Here is a 21,863-nt window from a genome sequence, read left to right on the forward strand (position 1 = left end):
ACTATAATATATTATCGTATTGTTTTTGACATACTTTACTATTTACTTGTTTTATAATTCTTTAAGTTTCTTGTAATTAATTCTTCAAACTTATCTTTTATATCATAAATTCTTTGATAAATTTTATCATATTTTATAATACCTTCAACTTCATTTATAGGTAGCACCTTAGGAGAAGTTCCAGATATAAATAATCCATCTAAATTTTTTATATGTTCATAATGAATATTTTCTTCTCTTACCCTTAAGCCCAGTTCTTCACAAGCCTTTATTATCTCACTTCTAGTTATTCCTGGAAGTACCCCTTCTACTGGAGCTGTAATTATTTCATCACCTTTGATCATAAATATATTGGACTTGCTTCCCTCTGTAATGTACCCTTTACTATTTACTAAAATAGCTTCATAACTACCACTAGCATCTATTTTTTCATTAACTTTTCCCCTAAAGGAATTATCTATAACCTTTGCATTAGGATTATGTCTTTCTCCAAAATAAAGAATAGTCTTTACTCCCTTACTATACATATCCTTAGTTGGATAAGAATGCTTTATAAAAAATATAAATAGATTATCCATATTTATTACAAGCTTTAAATTACCATTGTCAACTCTATTTAGAGTTATTAACTTTCCTATGTACTCCTTTATCTTATCCATAGATATAAGTTCTTCTTTTTTTTCTAACTTTAAAGAATTTTCAAGCCTAGCTAAATGTTCATCTAAAAATAGAGGAGCTCCATCTATAACCCTTATAACTTCATATATGCACTTACCTTCTACCACATATATATCTTGAAATTCCTCCCTTTCATAAGCTTCATCATTTTTTATAAAGTAATCATTTATACAATTCTCCATAATTATCGCCACCTTAAAATCTCTAATTCATGATTCTTCTTATAATTTATTAAATATCCCTTGCCCACTAACTTTAAAAGAGGTAAATCCGAAAGAGAATCAGAAAACATATAGGAATTTTTAAAATCCACTTCTATATTGTCTTTTTTTAGTTCCTCCATTAATCTTTTTACCTTTGCTTCACCTTTGCAATTTTCCCCTAAAATTTTAGGATTAAATTTTCCCTCATCAATATGAAACTTAGTTCCAATAACCTTATCTACTTCTTTTATACTATAAAATTCATTAACATAAAACTCAGGAGAGGCAGAAATTAAATATATCTTATAGCCCTTTTCCTTAAAGTCCTTAATTGCTTTAATTGCATCTTCATACAATATACTCTCTATCTTTTCCTTATAAAAGCTTTTCACTAGCTTCTTTAAGTCTTCCTCACTGGTTCCTGCTAAAAATCTTAAAAAATTCTCCTTAGTTCTTCCAGCATTATAAACCTTTAAACCATAAAAAATACCAGTTATTATATGTGATGGTAAATACCTAAGTAACTTCCTATCCTTCTTAAGCATATATTTATATAATTCTATAGAAGTCTCCTTTTTAGTTAATGTATAATCAATATCAAATATAGCTAGTTTTTCCATGTGAAATTGACCTACTTTCATGTTATTCTTAACCCTTGATCATCCATTCCATATCCTTCTTAATATATTGTTTCCATAGGAGAATATGGAGTAGCTAAGCATAAAAGCCGCTATATAAATAGCGGCTCTTAAAAGTTTAATTAGTTTTCACTATTTTCATTTGCAAGTAATTCTTCGTAATATGCTTTTGCTGCATCATACTCTGAATCTTCTGGTACAACAAGTTCTCCTACTTCATCATCACCAACTACTTTAAATAAGTATATTGAACCATCATCTGGATTTTGTACTAAGGCATATTCATTTTCTTCAAATAAAAATCCATCAACTATTTCACATTGAGTTACATTTCCTTCTTCATCTTCTAACTCAACGAACATTGCTTCGTGCTCTCCGCAACCACAACCACACTCTTCGTGATCATGTTCATGGTCGTGTCCTCCACAACAGCATTCATGACTTTCTTGCTCATGTCCTCCGCAGCATCCTGTTTCTTTTTTATCTTCATTATTTCCACAACAGTTATTTCCCATATTAATAGCCTCCTTAAATAATACTCCTCTTCATTGTACCCTTAATCTTCATATTTTAGAAGTGTTTTATAATATTTTAATACAAAGTTTTTATTTTCATCCAACAATTATCCTAATTTTGCATAGAGAAAAGGGCTGCCCCAAAACGGAGACAACCCTTTAAATTATTTAAAACTATTATTGAGCTGCAAGTTTTTTATAAGATTCTAATCTTTCTTTTGCATCTTGTTCAGTCTTAACAAATAATTCCTCAGCTACTTCTGGGAACATTTTTTGAAGTGATGCATATCTTACTTCGTTTAATAAGAAGTCTCTGAAAGATTCAGTTGGCTCTTTAGAATCTAAGCTAAATGGATTCTTACCTTCTTCTTTAAGAGTTGGGTTGAATCTATATAATCCCCAATATCCGCAAGCAACAGCTTTTTTAGATTCTAATTGAGTATTACCCATTCCTGTCTTAATTCCATGGTTGATACATGGAGCATAAGCAATTATTAAAGATGGACCTGGATATGCCTCTGCTTCTCTTATAGCTTTAAGAGTTTGAGCTTGGTCAGCTCCCATAGCTATTTGAGCAACATATACATAGCCATAGCTCATTGCCATCATTCCAAGGTCTTTCTTCTTAGTTCTCTTACCTGAAGCTGCAAATTTAGCAATTGCTGCAGTTGGAGTAGCTTTAGAAGATTGTCCACCAGTGTTAGAGTAAACTTCTGTATCAAATACAAATACATTTACATCTTCTCCTGATGCTAGAACGTGGTCAACACCGCCATATCCAATGTCGTATGCCCAACCGTCTCCACCAAAGATCCATTGAGATCTCTTAACGAAGAAGTCTTTGAATTTATATAACTCTTCCATTGTTTCGCAGCAAGTTTTGTTTGCTTCGATTAATGGAAGTACTTTCTTAGTAGCAGCTTTTGAAGCTTCTGCATTATCTTTATTCTCTAACCATTCATTTAAAGCAGCTTTTAACTCTTCATTACAACTTGTTGATACTGCTTTTTTAACTAAGTCAGTAAGTTTTTCTCTTTGGTGATTAGCACCTAAGAACATACCTAAACCGAACTCAGCGTTATCTTCAAATAATGAGTTAGCCCAAGCTGGTCCTTTACCTTCTTGATTCTTAGTGTATGGAGTTGAAGGAGCACTTCCTCCCCAAATTGAAGAACATCCTGTAGCATTAGCTATCATCATTCTGTCTCCAAATAATTGAGTTATAAGCTTAGCATATGGAGTTTCTCCACAACCTGCACAAGCACCTGAGAACTCTAGAAGTGGAGTCTCAAATTGGCTACCTTTAACTGAAGCAACACCTAATGGATTTTCAGGTTTTTTCATTTTAACTGTGAAATTCCAAGGCTCTATTTGATCCTTTTGAGTATCAAGAGGTTTCATAACTAAAGCTTTTTGTTTAGCTGGACAAACTTGTGCGCAGTTTCCACAGCCTGTACAATCTTGAACAGCTACAGACATTGTGAATTTTAAGCCTTTAAGTTGTCCGCCTTTTGCATCTGCAAGCTTAATAGCTGCTGGTGCATTAGCAAAATCTTCTTCTGTTCCAATAGATGGTCTTATTGTAGCATGAGGACATACATAAGAACATTGGTTACATTGGATACAATTTTCTGGAATCCATTCTGGTACGTTAACAGCTATTTCTCTCTTTTCATAAGCAGCTGTTCCATGGTCAAAAGTACCATCTTCTCTTCCTTCAAAAGCACTTACAGGAAGTTTGTCTCCTTCTTGTCTATTCATAACTTCAACGATGTTTTTAATGAAGTCAGGAGTATCCTTCTTACATTCATTTATATCTTCTGCATTTTTCCAAGCTTCTGGAACGTTAACTTTAACTATAGCATTAACTCCAGCATCTATAGCATCGTTGTTCATTTTAACAACTTTTTCACCTTTTTTACCATAAGATGTTTGAACTGCATCTTTAAGGTATTTAATTGCTTCGTCTACTGGAATAATTTCAGCTAGTTTGAAGAAAGCAGCTTGACAAATCATGTTAATTCTTCCGCCAAGACCAATTTCTTGAGCAACTTTTACAGCGTTTATTGTGTAGAAGTTTATGTTATGCTCAGCAATATATCTCTTCATTGATGCTGGTAAATGTTCTTCTAAATCTTTCTCATCCCAAATACAGTTTAATAGGAATGTACCACCATCTTTAATTCCAGCTAATACATCATAGCTATTAACATAAGATTGGTTATGACATCCAATGTAGTTAGCTTGATTGATTAGGTATGGAGATTTAATCTCTTCTTTACCAAATCTTAAGTGAGACATTGTTACTCCACCAGATTTTTTAGAGTCATAAGCAAAGTATGCTTGAGCATACATGTCTGTATGGTCTCCTATGATTTTTATAGCACTCTTGTTAGCTCCAACTGTTCCGTCAGATCCTAATCCCCAGAATTTACACTCAACAGTTCCTGCTGGTGTAGTAGCTATAGTTCTTGTAATGTCTAGTGATGTATTTGTAACGTCATCAACTATTCCTATAGTGAATCCATTTTTAAGTTCTTCTTCTTTTAAGTGATCGAATACAGTAACTATTTGAGATGGAGTAGTATCTTTTGAACCTAATCCATATCTTCCACCAATAATAACTGGTCTTTCAGCTCTATCATAGAATGCATTTCTAACATCTTGATATAATGGCTCTCCAGCAGATCCTGGCTCTTTTGTTCTATCTAATACAGCAATCTTTTTAACTGTTGCTGGCATATGTTTAAAGAAGTGTTCTAATGAGAATGGTCTATATAAGTGAACTTTAACTAGTCCAACTTTTTCTCCCTGAGCTGTTAAGTAATCAACTGTTTCCTCAGCAACATCACATACTGAACCCATTGCAACAATTACTCTCTCTGCATCTGGTGCTCCATAGTAATTGAATAGGTGGTAATCAGTACCAATTTCTTTATTGATCATTTCCATATATTTTTCTACAACTCCTGGAATTGCATTGTAGAATGGGTTTGAAGCTTCTCTAGCTTGGAAGTATATATCAGGGTTTTGAGCTGTTCCTCTAGTTACAGGATTCTCTGGGTTTAAAGCACTTGCTCTATACGCATCTACTGCATCCCTATTTAAGAATTTTCCTAGAGTTTCATAGTCCCAAGTTTGAATTTTTTGTATTTCATGTGATGTTCTAAATCCATCGAAGAAATGTAAGAATGGAACTCTACCTTCAATAGATGCTAAGTGAGCTACTGGAGCAAGGTCCATAACTTCTTGAACGCTATTAGTAGCAAGTAAAGCAAAACCTGTTTGTCTTGTAGCCATAACGTCTTGATGATCTCCAAATATGGATAAAGCTTGTGCTGCTAATGCTCTAGCACTTACATGTAAAACACCTGGAAGTAATTCTCCAGCAATCTTGTACATGTTTGGAACCATAAGTAATAATCCTTGAGATGCTGTGAAAGTAGTTGTTAATGCACCTGCTTGTAGTGAACCGTGAACTGCTCCAGCTGCGCCTGCCTCTGATTGCATTTCCATTATCTTTAGCTTTTGTCCGAATACATTTTCTCTACCTTGTGCTGCCCACTCATCACAGTGTTCAGCCATTGGTGATGAAGGAGTAATTGGGTATATAGCTGCTACATCAGTATATGCATAGGCTACGTGAGCTGCGGCGGTGTTACCGTCCATAGTTTTCATTTTTCTCATTGTAAGCAACCCTCTTTCTTCTATAAATATTTTATTAGCAAACTCATAATCTTATTTTTTCTTTGTGAAAATGCTATCATGAATTCACTTATATTTAGCTATTTCTCTAAGACATATTAATGCCAAACTAAAGGTTTGGTAATGTTTAACATGACCTTACATTTAAATTATACCTTAATTTTATTAAAATTCAACCCTAAAAATTAACACACTTTGTTAAGTTTTTAATTAATTTCTAAGGGAAATTCATCCAGAAAATCCGGTATAACCACGGAATAATTTTCACTTTTTAATTTATTAGTGAAGGATTCAATATTTTTTCCTTCACCATGAACTAGAAATATTTTCTTAGGTTTTTCCTTCATACTACTTACCCAATTATATAGTCCTGCCTTATCTGCATGACCTGATAGTCCATCCATATAATAAACTTTTCCTTTAACCTCAATGTTCTCACCTTGGAGTTTAATTCTTTTATTTCCTTTTAATAATTTACTCCCAATGCTTTGGTTCCCTTGATAGGAGGTAATTAATACACCACACTCTGGTCTAGGAAGATTATTTCTTAGATGGTTAGCTATTCTCCCCCCATCATAAACTCCTCCAGCTACAATAATTATGGATTTTGATTTAACTTCATAAACCTTCTTTCCATCATCACTATTTTCAACAAAATGCAGTCCTTTAAAATTCAATGGATCATCACCTTTTTCTATAAGAGCCTTAGCCTTCTTATCAAAGTATTCTTCATACTTTCTAAATATTTTGGTAATTCCTGCTGCCAAAGGACTATCTATATATACATTACAGCCCTGCACCTGTCCACTTTCTATAAAACTATTTAGCATGTATATAATCTCCTGGGTTCTTCCTAAGGAAAAACAAGGAATTATTAAATTACCATCACCCTCCATGATATCCTTTACAATTTCTAGGAGTTTTGCATAATTATTTTTTTCTTCATGCATCTTATCTCCATATGTACTTTCAAGGATTAAAAAATCTCCCTGGAGTTCTTTTTCTGGATTATTTAAAATATCTCTATTAATATTTCCTATATCTCCAGTATATATCAATTTAATCCAACTTTCACCACAATTTTTGATTAAAATTTCACATATTGCAGAACCTAATATATGACCTGCATCTCTAAAAATAACTTTTATATCCTCTTCCAATAGGATTTCCTCATTATATCCGTAGGTATAAAAACTTTTTAGAGCTAGTTCCACATCCTCTTCATCATATAAAGAACTTAAAGCTTTAACTCCCTTACCATGTCTAGAAAGATTTTCAAAATAAGTTTCCTCCTGTTGAATTCTAGCAGCATCCTTAAGTAAATACCCACATAATTCCTTAGTAGGCTCAGTACAAATTACCTTCCCTTGAAATCCTAACTTAAAGAAAAGAGGTATCCTACCACTATGATCCACATGACTATGAGATAACACAATATAATCAATTTCCTTAGGATCCACATTCAATATATCATTACTATAAGACTTTAAATCATTACTTTGAAATAAGCCACAATCTAAAAGTATTTTTTTATTATTAACAGTAAGTAAATGACTAGAGCCAGTAACACACTTAGTAGCTCCTAAGAACTTTAACTTTATCTCCATAAACACTTCTCCTATCTTTCATATTGATTAATATATTTATTATTATTCACTAATACCATAGGATTTTATGTATGGAGCCTTCACTATATAAAAATATCCCTATATAACTATTTATATAGGGAAAATTTTATATATTTAACTATAAAACTATTTAACTAGTTAACTAGTTGTTGTCATAGTGCGGGTTTCAGGGTTTTTCTTATTTTCTTTTACAGCTTTCAATTAGATCTATTATTTTTCCAAGGCTGTCCCTTTGTTTGCTTTTGCTCATGTTTTTAATATAAGTTTCTTTGTCTCTATTAACTTCCTCAATAGCTTCTAAAAGAGTCAATGCATTTAAATTTTCTTCCTCTATAACTTTACTATATCCTGATTTACTAAAAGACTTGGCATTTAAAATTTGATCCCCTCTACTTGCCTTAGCTGATAGTGGTATTAAAATATTAGGTTTCTTTAAAGCTAAAAGTTCAAATATAGTATTAGACCCTGCTCTAGAAACTACTATATCTGCCAATTGCATTAAATCTGATAACTGTTCTTTAATATAATCAAACTGAGCATATCCCTCAACTACATTAAAACTCTTATCTAAATTACCTTTTCCACATAGATGTATTACATTAAAAGTTTTAAGTAGGTCCTGTAACGCTTCTCTAACACATTCATTTATAATTCTTGAACCTAAGCTGCCACCAGTAACTAAAATTACAGGCTTATCATCTTTAAATTTACAAAATTCCTTAGCCTTTGTTTTACTGCCCTTAAATAGTTCACTTCTAATTGGTGAACCTGTAAGTACAGCTTTCTTTTTATTAACATGGTCCATAGCCTCTTCAAAGGTAACACAAATCTTTGTTGCATAGGGCATGGATATTTTATTTGCTAGACCAGGTGTAATATCTGACTCATGTATTATAATTGGAATTTTATTAAAATAAGCTCCTAACACCACTGGAACTGATACAAATCCTCCCTTTGAAAAAACTATGGCCGGTTTTTCTTTTTTTATAATTGACTTTGCTTCAAAAACCCCTTTAATAACCTTAAAAGGATCTGTAAAGTTCTTTACATCAAAATATCTTCTTAACTTACCACTAGAAATACTATGATATTTAATTTTTTCTGCTTCTATAAGTTTTCTTTCTATTCCATGTTCAGTACCTATATACTGTATTTCATATCCTAGCTCCTTTAGCTTGGGCACAAGTGCGATATTGGGAGTTACATGTCCAGCTGTTCCTCCACCTGTCATAATGATTTTTTTGTTACTCAATTTAAAAGTCCTCCTAAAATTACCTAGTAAAAGCTTTAATAGCTTTAAAATATTAAAAATAAAAATATCTAAGCCTTAGACGAGTATATGTAATCTCGCTAAAGCTAAAAATAATGTTATTACTATATAGATTTTATAGATTTTTATTATGATATGTTTTTATTATATTAGATATATTATGCTCCTTATTAAGTTATGCCACATATGAAGACAAATGTAAATATAAAATATGAATTTTATATTAAAAACTATTGAATATATACATAAAAAGGTAATTGCTCATAATCTTTCATATGTTACCACCCATTCTCTTAAATAATCTTCTTATATCCGGGTACAATACTATTATCAAAACAAAGGAGGTGAAAATACATGTCAAACAATAATAATAATTCTAATCAACCAGCAGTACCTCAAGCTAAAGCAGGTTTAAACAAATTTAAAATGGAGGCTGCTCAAGAAGTAGGAGTTAATCTTAAAGAAGGATATAACGGAGACCTAACTTCTAGAGAAGCTGGATCAGTTGGTGGTCAAATGGTTAAAAAAATGGTTGAAGCTTACGAAAAAAATCTTTAATCAAACATTTGTAAGTAGCGTGTGGTAAGTTTATTATTTAAGAAGTTAGCAAAATTTGTTTAAATAATAAGAGGTTCACATTAATATGTTTGTTGACTTCTACTAATTTATTGGAGGAGGAATATAAAATGACAAGCAAAAGTAGATTATTAGTACCAGAAGCTAAAGCAGGTTTAGACAGATTTAAGATGGAAGCAGCTCAAGAAGTTGGAGTTAACCTAAAAGAAGGATATAATGGTGATTTAACTTCTAGAGAAGCTGGATCAATCGGCGGACAAATGGTTAAAAAAATGGTTGAAGCTTACGAAAGAAATTTATAGGATATATTAATATCTGAATAAATTATTTAATAGTAAGTAAACCCTAAATAGGAGATGCACCTTATAGGTGCATCTCTTTATTAATGGGATTTTAACTTTTAATTGACTTTCTTATATAAAACTTTTAATTACCTTTTACCTCTTATACTTTTAGTTGCATTTTATATCTTTAAGTTTTAATTGCACACTTCTTCTTCCCATATATTCATTTATATCTGGCTGAAATAATATATTTAGAAATAGAGCCTTTGGTCTTATATACCCATTTCCAATATCTCCATATTCATCACCATAGATATCTTTTAAAATCTCAATAACTTCATCTCTTTTATTGAAATATAAACCGTCTATCAGTTTATTGGTACCTTCCACATTAAATCTAAATTTAACATGCTGATATTCACTTCCTAAAAATCTTATATCTGCCACTAAAACTCTATTAGCCTTTAGAATTGGCGTTGGATTTCCCTTTCCAAAGGGCTCTAATAACTTGAATTCTTGTACAACCTGTTCTGTTACATAATTTAACTTTATGGGAGAATCTACTCTCATTTTAGAAGCAAGATCTTCCTCACTTAAATAACAGTTTTCATTTAATAATTGTCTAAACCTTGAAATGTTTTTTTCTTCTATGGAAAGTCCTGCTGCCATTGGGTGTCCACCAAACTTGCTTAGTAGATCCTTACATTTTAGCATTTCTTCAAACATATTATATTCTTCAATGGATCTACCTGAACCTTTTGGCATATCTTTTCCCTGGGTTAAAATGAAGGTTGGTTTTCCATACTTTTCCTTAACTCTGCCTGCTACAATTCCTGCAATACTCTCATGGATATGCTGGTTATATACTACAATGACTCTATCATTTATCAAAGAAGACCCTTCTATGTCAGCACAAACTTGCTCCACACTTTCTGTGGTAAGGTCTTGCCTTTCCTTATTAAGATTAAAAACCTTTGTAGCTATATCCATAGCCTGACCCATATCTTCACAAAGTAGTAGATCTAAGGATAGCTCAGCAGTTTCTAGCCTTCCTGTAGCATTGATACAAGGACCAATGTTAAAGCCTACATTATAACAAGTTACCTCATCCTTTATATCAATTATATGTTTTAAAGCTTTTATTCCTAAATTTCTTGTATTAGAAAGTATCTTTAGCCCTTCCTTTGCAATGATTCTATTTTCATCCATCAAATCTACCACATCACATATAGTGCCAATGGCAGCTAATTCTAGAAGATCATCAGTATTTTTATCCTTCATATTCATAGCTCCATATAAAGCTAAAGAAAACTTATAAGCCACACCGGCTCCACATAAAAGTTTAAAGGGATAATTACAATCCTCCTGCTTAGGGTTTATTAAGGCATCACTACTTGGAATTACCATCTTTCTTTCTCCATCTATCTCCTCAAAGGGAAGTTCGTGATGATCTGTGATAATAACCTTTAAGCCAAGTTCCTTAGCTCTTTTTACCTCTTCTATAGCAGAAATCCCATTATCGCAACTTATTATAAGATTAAAGCCTTCCTCTGCTATGGTCTCTATTCTAGAAATACTCATACCATAGCCTTCATTTTCCCTATGTGGTATATGATAAGCTACTATTCCACCACAGCTTTTTATAGCCTTATAAAGAATTGCAGTACTAGTAACTCCGTCTGCGTCATAATCTCCGTAGACCATAATTTTTTCCTTATTATTTATAGCCTCCACCATAATCTCTATGGCCCTATCCATATCCTTCATAAGATAAGGATTATATAGCTTATTCAAAGAAGAATTTAAAAATTCATCTGCCTTTTCCTTAGTATCTATTCCTCTATTCATAAGCACCCTAAGAGTAATAGGAGTAACCTTTATATCCTTAAGTAGCTCCTTTAAAACCTCCATAGAGCACTGACTATCTTTCCAAACAGTATTCACCAAATCACCTTACCTTTAATTCCTTATGATTCCTATTGTTTCCTTAATAAATACCTTATCTATCACACTAAGGATTTCTTCTTCTGTACAATTACTTAGGTTATAAAACTCATTTAAAAGTAATTCTCCACCACTGTGCATTATTTCATAGACAGCTAGGTGCATAGATAAAACTATGGATTTCTCTAGAGCTAACATTCTCTTTAAATTTTGACTCTTTATATATTTTTTAAAGAAATCTTCAGTAAATATGCCCTTTAAAGCTTTTACTTTATCAATGTTTTCTTTAATTATCTCTCTAACCAAATCAATATTTTCCTTAGAGGTAGATAAAGTTATGGTATATAGTTTTATGCCCTTTTCTCCCTTAACCTTTCCTTGAATATCATATACTAATCCTCTCTTAGTTCTGATTTCATCATAGAGCAAGGAGCTAGTGCCCCCTGCAAAATATTCATTAAATAATTGAAGTAAGGTAACTTCCCTTTCACTTAGGTTATGAATGGGAAATATATATTGAACCTTGCATCCATTAATTGAGAGATTCTCTTCAATATACACTCCAGCCTTGGGATTCTCGTAAAGTGAAAAAGTCTTTTCTTCTTGACTTTCCCTTGATGAAACTCTTTCAGAGCTCCTTTGGGTGAAGGATGATTTTACCCCTTCTAGGGCTTCTATTTCACAGGTGTTATGCGTTAATAAAGGTTTTGCATTTTTCAAGGATGCTATTTCACCTTCAATAATTTCAATAACCTCACTTAGGTCTAAAGAGGTTACTACAGAAATTACACAGTTATCTAGGGTGTAAAACTTCTCATGATACTCCCTTATCTCTTCTAAGGTTAGAGCCTTTATAGTTTCTTCTCTACCTATGATTAACTCCTTTATTCTTCTTTTTTCAAAGGTTTCATAGAATAAAAAATCTTCACAGTGCTGAACTACATCATCACTCCACTCCTTAAGTTCCTCTATGATAACTGCCATTTCTTCCTTAAAACCTTCTTCTTTAAAGGCTGGATTAAATACTATATCAAAATATATATTAAAGGCATTTTTAAAATCTTCCTTTAAGGAGCTTCCATAATAAACTACATAGGGATAATTAGTCATAGCATTATGAAATCCTAGGTACTCATTGCATATCTCATTGATTTCCTTCTCGCTTTTACTATGGGTACCCTTAAATACCATGTGTTCTACAGCATGGGCAATGCCAAGATTATTAGAATTTTCACTATTAGCTCCTGCTTCTAACCCTATGGTAAAAGAAGTTATATTTCCTGGAACTCTTTCATAAAGCAACCTAACTCCATGTTTTAAAAATATCTTATCCATGCTACCCCCACTTTACTTCTATTACTTAATTAGCTCTACCTTTTCTATAAAGTCATCATCCATAAATACAATGACATTTTTACCTCTACCAGCTCTATTTTGAATTGGTAAGGCTCCTAAATCCACTATGTTCTCTTGACCATTTTGGGTAGTTATTTTCAGGTTTTCTTCAAATAAATCTACGCATAATTCATTATTTTTATTTGAAATAGCACCGCTTCTTGCTTTTGCAAAGATAACTTTATCATCATCCTTTAAGCTAATTCCCATAACTCCAGTGGCATTTTTCCCCATGACATTTATAGCTTCTAAATCAAATTTAAGGCACATACCCTTTCTTGTGAAGAGTAACCCTTCTCCTTTGTCAGCTTCAACCTCTACTTTAATTAGCTTATCCTCCGGAGTCTTAAATTTATATGCTGAGATATTAGTAAAATCACCAGTGAATTCTTCTATATTAGTTTTCTTTACTACACCCTTTTCAGTAAAGAAGTAGAAATTTTCTTTAGAGCTTCCTCCATTATCTACAGATATTATTGCAATCACTGGATCCTTGGAATTATAACCTTCAAATAGCTTTTCCAGTTCAATACCCTTTTTATCTATGTTTTGTATCATTAAGGCTGACATTTTAAATAACTCTCCACCAGCTGTAAATAGGAATAACTCACCGTTAGAGTTTGATGTAGTTATAACCGGTTCTCCGCTTCTTCTACTGGAAGTTCTTAAGATCCCCTTTTTATTAACAGTTATATAGAACTCTTTATAATTAAATTCATCTACATAACTACACTGAGTTATACTATCTCCATGGGTTAAATTAACTATAGGTTTTCCAACTATACCTCTATCCACTGGCTCTACCTTAGGCTCCTGTGCAATGAAGTTTAATCCCTTAGCAGTAGTTATTTCAATAAATCTTTCTTCTCTATCTTTATCTACTAATTCAGCACTTATCAATTCTTCATCCTTTTTAAGCTTAATACCTTGAAGTCTTGAATTATTAGTAATAAACTTGCTAAGTTCAGTTTTCTTGATAAGACCTCTAGAGGTCATAAGAAGCACATCCCTAGTAATAGAGAAATCCTGTACTACAAAGGCATTTACTATGTGTTCCTTATCTAAATCTAGAGTTCTAATAAATCCTTGAATTCTCTCACCCTTGTCTCTCCACTTAAACTCAATTAAATTTGCAACCTTACATTGATACATATTTCCCTGATTTGTAAAGATACATAGGGTATCTCGAGTATTACATTCAAAGAAGAATCTATTAAAGTCTCCTTCTCTATATTCTATATCCTCAGTATTTTGTGTTGTTCTAATAAAGGATTTTAAAGCAGTTCTCTTAACATATCCATCCTTAGACATGGTTACTACCACATCTTCCTCTACTATAAGTTCTTCTAACTGAATATTAGCATCACTATCATCTTCTAAAATAGTAGTTCTCCTTGGGTCATCATATTTTTCCTTAACCTCTAGAAGCTCCTTTTTAATAACTTTAATAAGCTCCTTTTCACTACTTAATACCTTCTTAAGTCCCTTAATCTTAGTCTCTAATTCCTTATGTTCCTTTTGGAATATCTTAATTTCAAGACCTGTAAGTCTATAAAGCATCAACTCTAAAATAGCTTCTGCTTGAGGGTTAGTAAAGCCAAATTTGCTTATTAAATTTTCTCCTGCATCCTTTTTAGATTTAGATGCCCTAATAGTTTTAATTATTTCATCCATGATTTCAATAGCTTTAATAAAGCCTTCAACAATATGGAATCTCTTTTCTGCTATTTCTAGCTCTCTTTTTGTTCTTCTTGTAACAACTTCCTTTTGATGTTCTATATAGTATTTAATTATAGTCCTAAGTCCCATGGTCCTAGGCTTTCCACCAGCTAAAGCCACCATATTAAAGGATATATTACATTGAAGCTCAGTTCTCTTAAATAGATATTTAAGGACTCTATCTGCCGTTTCTTCTGTAGTGTTTTTCTTAAATTCTACAACGGCTCTAATACCATTTCTATCAGATTCATCTCTAATATCCGCAATGGCTTCCACTGCTTTGCTATGCTTTTTATCCCCTGTTAAATCAGATATGGCTTGAAGGAGTTTAGCCTTATTTTTTCTATAAGGAAACTCTGAAATAACAAGACCAAGTCTACCATTATCCAAGGTTTCAAAATGAGTTTTAGCTCTTAAAACCACTTTTCCTTCCCCAGTTTCATAGGCAGCCACTAAAGAATCCTTTCCCATTAGTATTCCACCAGTAGGTAAATCTGGTCCCTTTATGTATTCCATAAGTTCTCTAGTGGTTATTTCCTCATTATCTGCATAGGCAATGGCTCCATCAATAACCTCTCCTAAGTTATGGGGCGGAATATTGGTAGCCAATCCTACAGCAATACCAAAGGCTCCATTAACTAAAAGATTTGGATATTTTGCAGGTAAAACTGTAGGTTCCTTTTCTGTATCAGAGTAATTATCCATCATATCAACTACATCTTTATCAATATCTTTAAGCATTTCTAAGGCAATGCCAGATAGTCTAGCTTCTGTATAACGCATGGCAGCTGCACTATCTCCATCTATAGATCCCCAGTTTCCATGACCATCTATAAGGGGCTTTCTTGTAGTAAAATCCTGAGATAAAATTACCATGGCATCATAAACTGATGTATCTCCATGAGGATGGTACTTACCTAGAATATCTCCTACTATTCTGGCAGACTTATAATATGGCTTATCTGGGAATGCCTTAAGCATATAAGCTCCATATAAAATTCTTCTATGAACAGGCTTTAGTCCATCCCTTACGTCTGGAAGAGCTCTATCCTTTGATACTTCTACAGCATAGGGAAGATAGTTCTCTGGCATAGCCTCATCTATAGAAACATCTATAATATTATTATCTATTGGAATTGGTTCTTTTTTCTTTGCCATTGTAACACCTCCTAAAATTCACCGTGATTGTACATATAGTTTCTTCTTGGCTCTACCACATCTCCCATGAACAAGGAAATCATCTTTTCAGCCTTAGCAGCATCCTCAATGGTAACCCTTTGAAGAGTTCTAGTAGCCGGATTTAATGTAGTATCCCAAAGTTGGTCTGCATTCATCTCTCCTAACCCTTTGTACCTTTGAATCAATGCACCCTTACCAATTTCCTTCTTAGCCTTATCTAGCTCTTCATCATTATAAACGTACTTACTAACCTCACCATTTTTAGTGATTTTATAAACCTTATAAAGAGGTGGTAATGCAATAAATAAATTTCCATTTTGAATAAGTTGTCTCATATATCTATAAACATAAGTCATCCAAAGGGTTCTGATATGATATCCATCCACATCGGCATCACTTAGTATAATTATCTTTCCATACTTTAATTCCTCTGGTTTAAAGTTTTCTAAAACTCCAGTTCCTATGGCAGTATTAAAGATTCTAAGCTCTTCACTAGCAAGAACATTTTCCAATTTTTGTTTTTCCGTATTCATAATCTTACCCTTAGAAGGCATTATGGTTTGGAATCGTCTATCCCTTGCTTGTTTTGCAGAACCTCCCGCAGAATCTCCCTCCACCACTATAAACTCAGTAAATTCTCTGTCTTTCAAAGTACAGACAGCTATTTTTCCTGCCAGTGGTGCAGTACCATTTCCTATCTTTTTCTTCTCTGCTTCATTTATTTTCTTAATTTTCTCTCTTCTAGCTGCAGCTGAAATGGCATTATTAATAATTACAGTAGCTAGTTCTTTGTTATCCTCTATCCATTCACCTAGCTTAGTATAGGCAAGGTCATTCATTGCAGAATAGGCTTCAACATTTCCTAGCTTAGTTTTAGTTTGACCCTCAAAGACTGGATTTGTAATTCTTACCTTTACAATGGCAGTCATACCTTCTCTAATATCGTCCCCTTCAAAGTCCTTATCCTTTTCCTTTAAAAGATTTAACTTCTTACTACCTTCTTTAAAGGCTCTAGTCATACCAGTCTTAAATCCTGTTTCATGAGTACCAGCTTCCTTTGTGGGAATATTATTTACATAGCTAGCAATATGCTCTGCCGTAGAATCTGTAAACTGTATGCATATTTCTCCCGATACCATAAGTCCATTAATTTCTCTCTCTCCTTGAAAAATTATTGGCTCTTTGTGAAGGACGGTTTTACTTTCATTTAAATAATCTATAAAGTCTAAAAGGCCTCTCTCTGAATGATATACCTTTTCTACAACATCATCTTTCCTTGCATCTCTTAGAATTAAGGTAATCCCTTTATTTTGAAAGGATAGCTCCTTTAATCTTTCATCAATTATTTCAAACTTATAATCTACATTTCCGAAAATTTCACCATCTGCTAAAAAAGTTACTTTAGTACCAGTTTCATTAGACTTTCCTACAATCTTCAAAGGTGTAGCTGGGGTTCCCGGCATGTCCCTTTTAAGTTCTTTGTCATATCCATAGTGAAATTTTTGCAGATAAATATTTCCTTTTTGTTTAACTTCTACCTCTAACCACTTAGATAGAGCATTTACAACAGCAGCTCCAACTCCATGAAGTCCTCCTGAGGTCTTATAGTTATTATTATTGAATTTACCTCCTGTGTGAAGTTCTGTATAAACCATCTCCACCCCAGATTTATTTTTAACAGGATGTATTCCTGTAGGTATTCCTCTTCCATTATCTTCTATAGTAACAGTTTTATCCTTATTTAAAGTAACTATTATCCTGTCTCCAAATCCATTGGCAACTTCATCAATAGAGTTATCTAGTATTTCCCATATACAATGGTGCAGACCCTTAGTACCCGTTGAGCCAATGTACATTCCAGGCCTAACCCTTACTGGCTCTAATTTTTCAAGAGATGTGAGATCTGTAACTTCATAAGTACCTCTATTATTCTCCTTTTGCGCCATATTATCCCTCCTTAAAAGTTGAGTTACATTTGTTATTGTATAACTTTATTCCAAAGGAGTAAAGTTTTTTCTTGAAATTCCAAAACAAACGTTCTTATTTTTGCGGTATTTTTTTATTATTTTTCTAATTACTTGAATAAAATTCTATCCCTTTAATGAACCGCAAAGTTCTTTATTTAAAATATAGTAAATACTAAAATTTTACATGAAAAAGCCTATAATTACTGTTCTGCTATGCTTTCGTAAAATATATTGCTAATCTTATATGGAATATATAGCATGTGCTTTAATATTATTGTTAGGGAATAATATTAGTACGTGCTTAAGGTTTATTAGATTAGTTTATTTTACAAAAGTCTCATAAACATTAATTATAAGCTTTACTTAATATACATATTTTATTCTTCACATTTTAAATTATCTATAAAGCTTTTTAATTCTTCTACTCCTTCATCTATGGAGTTTATCATAAGCTTTTTGTCATATTCATACTTATCAGAGCTGTGAGTATATAGTGGGTCATAGTACCTTACCATAAGTTCCTTAACCACTTCTTCATACTGATCATTATTAACCATATCACAATATATTTCTATGTTTTTTTCACTGATGTGTTTCTTTAATCTTCTTAGTGCATCACAAATTTCTTCATTACAGCTATTATTTTTAGTGTATTCATCAATTATTATCTTACTTCTAAAATCTATTGGAGCATCTACAAATATGTGAAGTCCCCTTTTCATATCAGAATGTATATATTCCGGAATTAAAACCCTTCCTATCCTTCTACTTTCTGCTTCAATGAATACATATTTACCCTTAACAGCCTTTAATTCCTCATAGATATTAGATTCAAACTGCTTTTGACTAGTACCATCACCAAGGCCTACAGCACCTAATATGGAGCCTCTATGATTAGCACATCCTTCTAAATCCAATACATCATATCCATCAGCTCTAAGTTTTTTTAAAATCTCAGTTTTTCCAACTCCCGTATTACCATGAAGTACTATATAGGTAACTTTTTCATTAACCTTAGGCAACTCCTCATTTATGAAGGCTCTATAGCCTTTATAACCATCCTTGATTCTGCTAACTCTCATGCCAAGGGCACCTAAAAGATCTGTAATAGATGCACTTCTCATGCCACCTCTAGCACAAAATAATACTACATTTTTATGTTGTTTTTCAAGCTCATGAATTTTATCATATATATAAGGTAGTTTTTTAGATACTGTCTCTACCCCTAATCTCTTTGCTTCCTCAGTACTTTTTCTAGTATATATGGTTCCAATAATTGCTCTTTCTTCATCATTAAAAAGAGGAATACTTACTGCACCGTTAATAGTAGCCTCATTAAATTCTCCTGTACTTCTCACATCAACAAGGACATAGTCTCCAGTTAGATCTTTATATTCTATGGTTTTTGACATAATCATTCCTCCAAATTAAGTAACATCTTTCCATAAGAAGTCATTTGTTTTACAATGGCAAAACTTCCTATAATTTTCTCGTAAACAACACTTGCAAACCATAGTAAATTCAAATAACTACAACTCTATCTATTCTATATTGTAATGATTAATATGTCAAACTAGCGATAATCCTACTAATCTAATTATCCCCTTTAACCCAGCTATTTAAACATGCTTTAATATCTTCTGTAACCATATCCCTATTTATTTCATTTAATATTTCATGTCTTCCACCTTCATATAGTTTATACCTTAAATTTTTAATACCTAAACTTTTAAAAGTATCAACTAGAGATAATATTCCCTTGCCATAGTTTCCTACTGGGTCCTTATCACCACTAAACATGGTTATAGATAAGTTCTTTGGTATGCTAGCAAGATTGTCCTTTTTATGTATAGCCTTCATTCCCTTTAAAAAATCATAGAAAAAGGATACTGGAAACACTCCTCCACAATAGGGGTCTAGAATATATTTTTCTACTTCCTCTTCGTCCCTACTTAACCAATCATATTTAGTTTTTTGATTCTCTACTAGCTTATTATAATTCCCAAAGCCTAAATCATCCATTAACCTTCCACTAGCTCTTCTACCCCTAAGATTCATTATAACCTTTGACAAAAATATACCCATATTCATTGAAGCATTAGGTTTACCACCAGTTCCAGATAAAATTACACCCTTAACGGTGTCTCCATATATCTCCATATACCTTTGAGCTATGAAAGACCCCATACTGTGACTAAAAATATAAATATCTAGTGATGGGTTTTCTTCTTTTATAAAATTATTTATTTCACGTTGATCATGGACCATGTCATGGAATCCATCATTATCGCTAATATATCCTAAAGCACTTAGGTTTTCTGCAGATTTTCCATGGCCTCTATGGTCATCAGCATAAACTATAAAACCATCCTTAACTAATTCCTTTGCAAATCTATCATATCTGCTACCATATTCAGCCATACCATGAATAAGTTGTATAACTCCCTTAGGTTTAACACCTTCATCTAGCTCCCATTTGTATAAATAAATCTCTTTTCCATCTCGCATTTTTAACTTCATTTCTTTATATGTCATAATATACCCCACCCAAAATATTTTATTTAAATAATTTTCAAATAATTCCCTTATAATAAATTATATATAAATTTTTTTCGGCTGACAACAGTTCAATAAAAAAATCGGTATGATAATTGCTAAGCAACACATACCGATACACAAATGATTATATAGCTATTTCTATACTTTCCTTAGAAACTTCATTTACTATATTATTTATCCACTTGTTACTTCTATATCTTCTAACTACAATAATACATTTTACAATTTCCTCTGCTGCAGTAACTGAAACCACCAAATATATTGGAAGATGTAATATAAAAGCTGCAACAAAAGATAACGGGATTCCGATGCCCCATAGGGTTATACCCTGTACAATAGCACCATATTTAGCATCACCGCCTCCTCTTAAGATTCCAACTACCAAAATTACTGTAAATACTCTAAGAGGCATTAGAGCAGAGTATACATATAGAATCCTTAAAGAATTTCTTAGCACTTCCTCAGAAACTTTAAACACAGTTAAAACTATTGGTGAAGTTATAGCTAAAACTACAGCTAATATAACTCCTGTAATCAAAGAAACTACACATAGTCTTCTAGCATAAAGTAATCCTCGTTTTTCTCTTCCAGCTCCAATTTCTTTACCAATAACTACCACCGCCACATTGGCAAGTCCAAAGGTTATAATCATAAATAGATTAAAGATGGTTGTACATATTTGTATAGATGCCGTAGCTTGAGTTCCTATTCTTCCATAAATTACTGCATAGGTTAGGTTCCCCAACCCCCAACAAGCTTCATTTAAAAGCACTGGTATCATAGTTACAAATACACTTTTAGTCAACTCCCTTGTAATATTAAATAAATCTTTAGCTTTGGCAGCTAAAATATTCTTAGAAGTATAGGTATATAGAACTAAAAGTGCACATTCTGAACCTCTAGCTATTATGGTGGCAATAGCTGCCCCTCTAACTCCCATTGCTGGAAAACCTAATAAACCAAATATAAGGACAGTATTAAGAACTCCATTTACAACTAGCCCTAAAAAACTAGCTAACATTGGAAGTACAGTATTTTCTACACTCCTTAAGGCAGCTGCATAGTTAAAAGATATAGCTGTAAAGATATAACTAAAACAAACTATTTTTAAATAGCTAGCACCTATCTTAATAACTTGAGGATCTATGTTGAAAATTGAAATTATTTTCTCTGGAAATAATACTCCTACTAAATTAAAAACAGTGGTTATAAGAACACTACTTATAATTCCAATGCCTAAAACCTTCTGTATATTATTTTTATCTCTCTTCCCCCAAAGTTGAGCTATAAAAACTGCACATCCTGAACTTATTCCCATTATAAATAAGCTAAATATAAAATAAAATTGATTAGCAATACCTACTGCTGCTAACTCTACTTCTCCAACTCTTCCTATCATCAAAGTATCTAACATATTTACTGAGGAAGCTATTAGGTTCTGCAATATAATTGGTAAAGCTAGAAATAATACCATCTTATAAAATTTCTTATCATAAAATAATTCTTTTAAAGTTTTCTTAGTCATAGACATTCTCCTTTCCGGCAAAAAAAAATACCACTTTGAAGGTTATCAAAGTGGTTTGCTTCAGCACTTGTATAATTT

General features: G+C 32.5%; 15 protein-coding genes. 2 read left to right on the plus strand and 13 right to left on the minus strand.

The window, feature by feature from the left end:
- Nucleotides 1-38: 38 nt before the first annotated feature.
- The 6 genes from ACTNBA_RS16915 to murG all read right to left on the minus strand — a co-directional run bounded on the left by ACTNBA_RS16915 (nucleotide 39) and on the right by murG (nucleotide 8,619).
- Complete coding sequence (locus ACTNBA_RS16915) at nucleotides 39-860, minus strand: aminotransferase class IV (protein ID WP_441075477.1); 822 nt, start codon at nucleotides 858-860, stop codon at nucleotides 39-41.
- 2 nt (nucleotides 861-862) lie between these two features.
- A complete protein-coding gene (locus ACTNBA_RS16920; protein ID WP_346867714.1) occupies nucleotides 863-1,501 on the minus strand; it encodes an HAD-IB family hydrolase in 639 nt (212 codons plus the stop codon).
- 140 nt (nucleotides 1,502-1,641) lie between these two features.
- Nucleotides 1,642-2,034: a DUF1292 domain-containing protein gene (locus ACTNBA_RS16925; RefSeq protein WP_441075478.1), complete on the minus strand. Its 393-nt coding sequence runs from the start codon at nucleotides 2,032-2,034 to the stop codon at nucleotides 1,642-1,644.
- Between the two features lie 177 nt (nucleotides 2,035-2,211).
- Complete coding sequence (gene nifJ, locus ACTNBA_RS16930) at nucleotides 2,212-5,721, minus strand: pyruvate:ferredoxin (flavodoxin) oxidoreductase (RefSeq protein ID WP_441075479.1); 3,510 nt, start codon at nucleotides 5,719-5,721, stop codon at nucleotides 2,212-2,214.
- A gap of 224 nt (nucleotides 5,722-5,945) precedes the next feature.
- Entirely contained in the window at nucleotides 5,946-7,346 is a 1,401-nt protein-coding gene (locus ACTNBA_RS16935) for an MBL fold metallo-hydrolase RNA specificity domain-containing protein (RefSeq protein ID WP_441075480.1), read from the minus strand.
- Between the two features lie 199 nt (nucleotides 7,347-7,545).
- A complete protein-coding gene (gene murG, locus ACTNBA_RS16940; protein WP_441075481.1) occupies nucleotides 7,546-8,619 on the minus strand; it encodes an undecaprenyldiphospho-muramoylpentapeptide beta-N-acetylglucosaminyltransferase in 1,074 nt (357 codons plus the stop codon).
- A 372-nt stretch (nucleotides 8,620-8,991) separates the two neighbouring features.
- Here murG and ACTNBA_RS16945 point away from each other — a divergent pair, with 372 nt between their 5' ends.
- On the plus strand, nucleotides 8,992-9,195 hold the full coding sequence (locus tag ACTNBA_RS16945) for a small, acid-soluble spore protein, alpha/beta type (protein WP_150845036.1): 204 nt from the start codon (nucleotides 8,992-8,994) through the stop codon (nucleotides 9,193-9,195).
- 128 nt (nucleotides 9,196-9,323) lie between these two features.
- The gene (locus ACTNBA_RS16950) at nucleotides 9,324-9,515 is read left to right on the plus strand and encodes an alpha/beta-type small acid-soluble spore protein (RefSeq protein ID WP_035129176.1); all 192 of its coding nucleotides are present in this window, start codon (nucleotides 9,324-9,326) and stop codon (nucleotides 9,513-9,515) included.
- A gap of 150 nt (nucleotides 9,516-9,665) precedes the next feature.
- Here ACTNBA_RS16950 and recJ read toward each other — a convergent pair whose 3' ends face one another.
- From recJ to ACTNBA_RS16985, 7 genes are all read right to left on the minus strand, one after another.
- The gene (gene recJ / locus ACTNBA_RS16955; RefSeq protein ID WP_441075482.1) at nucleotides 9,666-11,441 is read right to left on the minus strand and encodes a single-stranded-DNA-specific exonuclease RecJ; all 1,776 of its coding nucleotides are present in this window, start codon (nucleotides 11,439-11,441) and stop codon (nucleotides 9,666-9,668) included.
- 15 nt (nucleotides 11,442-11,456) lie between these two features.
- Nucleotides 11,457-12,776, minus strand: coding sequence for a M16 family metallopeptidase (locus ACTNBA_RS16960; RefSeq protein ID WP_441075483.1), 1,320 nt, complete (start codon nucleotides 12,774-12,776; stop codon nucleotides 11,457-11,459).
- 21 nt (nucleotides 12,777-12,797) lie between these two features.
- Nucleotides 12,798-15,713 carry a DNA topoisomerase IV subunit A gene (locus ACTNBA_RS16965; RefSeq protein ID WP_441075484.1) on the minus strand — a complete coding sequence of 972 codons (2,916 nt, stop codon included), beginning with the start codon at nucleotides 15,711-15,713 and terminating at the stop codon, nucleotides 12,798-12,800.
- An 11-nt stretch (nucleotides 15,714-15,724) separates the two neighbouring features.
- Complete coding sequence (locus ACTNBA_RS16970) at nucleotides 15,725-17,680, minus strand: DNA gyrase/topoisomerase IV subunit B (RefSeq protein WP_441075485.1); 1,956 nt, start codon at nucleotides 17,678-17,680, stop codon at nucleotides 15,725-15,727.
- 398 nt (nucleotides 17,681-18,078) lie between these two features.
- Nucleotides 18,079-19,113 (minus strand): tRNA 2-selenouridine(34) synthase MnmH, encoded by a 1,035-nt coding sequence (gene mnmH, locus ACTNBA_RS16975; RefSeq protein ID WP_035129166.1) that lies wholly within the window; start codon nucleotides 19,111-19,113, stop codon nucleotides 18,079-18,081.
- Between the two features lie 181 nt (nucleotides 19,114-19,294).
- On the minus strand, nucleotides 19,295-20,236 hold the full coding sequence (locus ACTNBA_RS16980; protein WP_441075486.1) for an alpha/beta hydrolase: 942 nt from the start codon (nucleotides 20,234-20,236) through the stop codon (nucleotides 19,295-19,297).
- A gap of 148 nt (nucleotides 20,237-20,384) precedes the next feature.
- Nucleotides 20,385-21,785 (minus strand): MATE family efflux transporter, encoded by a 1,401-nt coding sequence (locus ACTNBA_RS16985; protein ID WP_441075487.1) that lies wholly within the window; start codon nucleotides 21,783-21,785, stop codon nucleotides 20,385-20,387.
- Nucleotides 21,786-21,863 lie beyond the last annotated feature (78 nt).

The organism is Clostridium sulfidigenes, assembly GCF_052067195.1.
GTDB lineage: Bacteria > Bacillota > Clostridia > Clostridiales > Clostridiaceae > Clostridium_J > Clostridium_J sulfidigenes.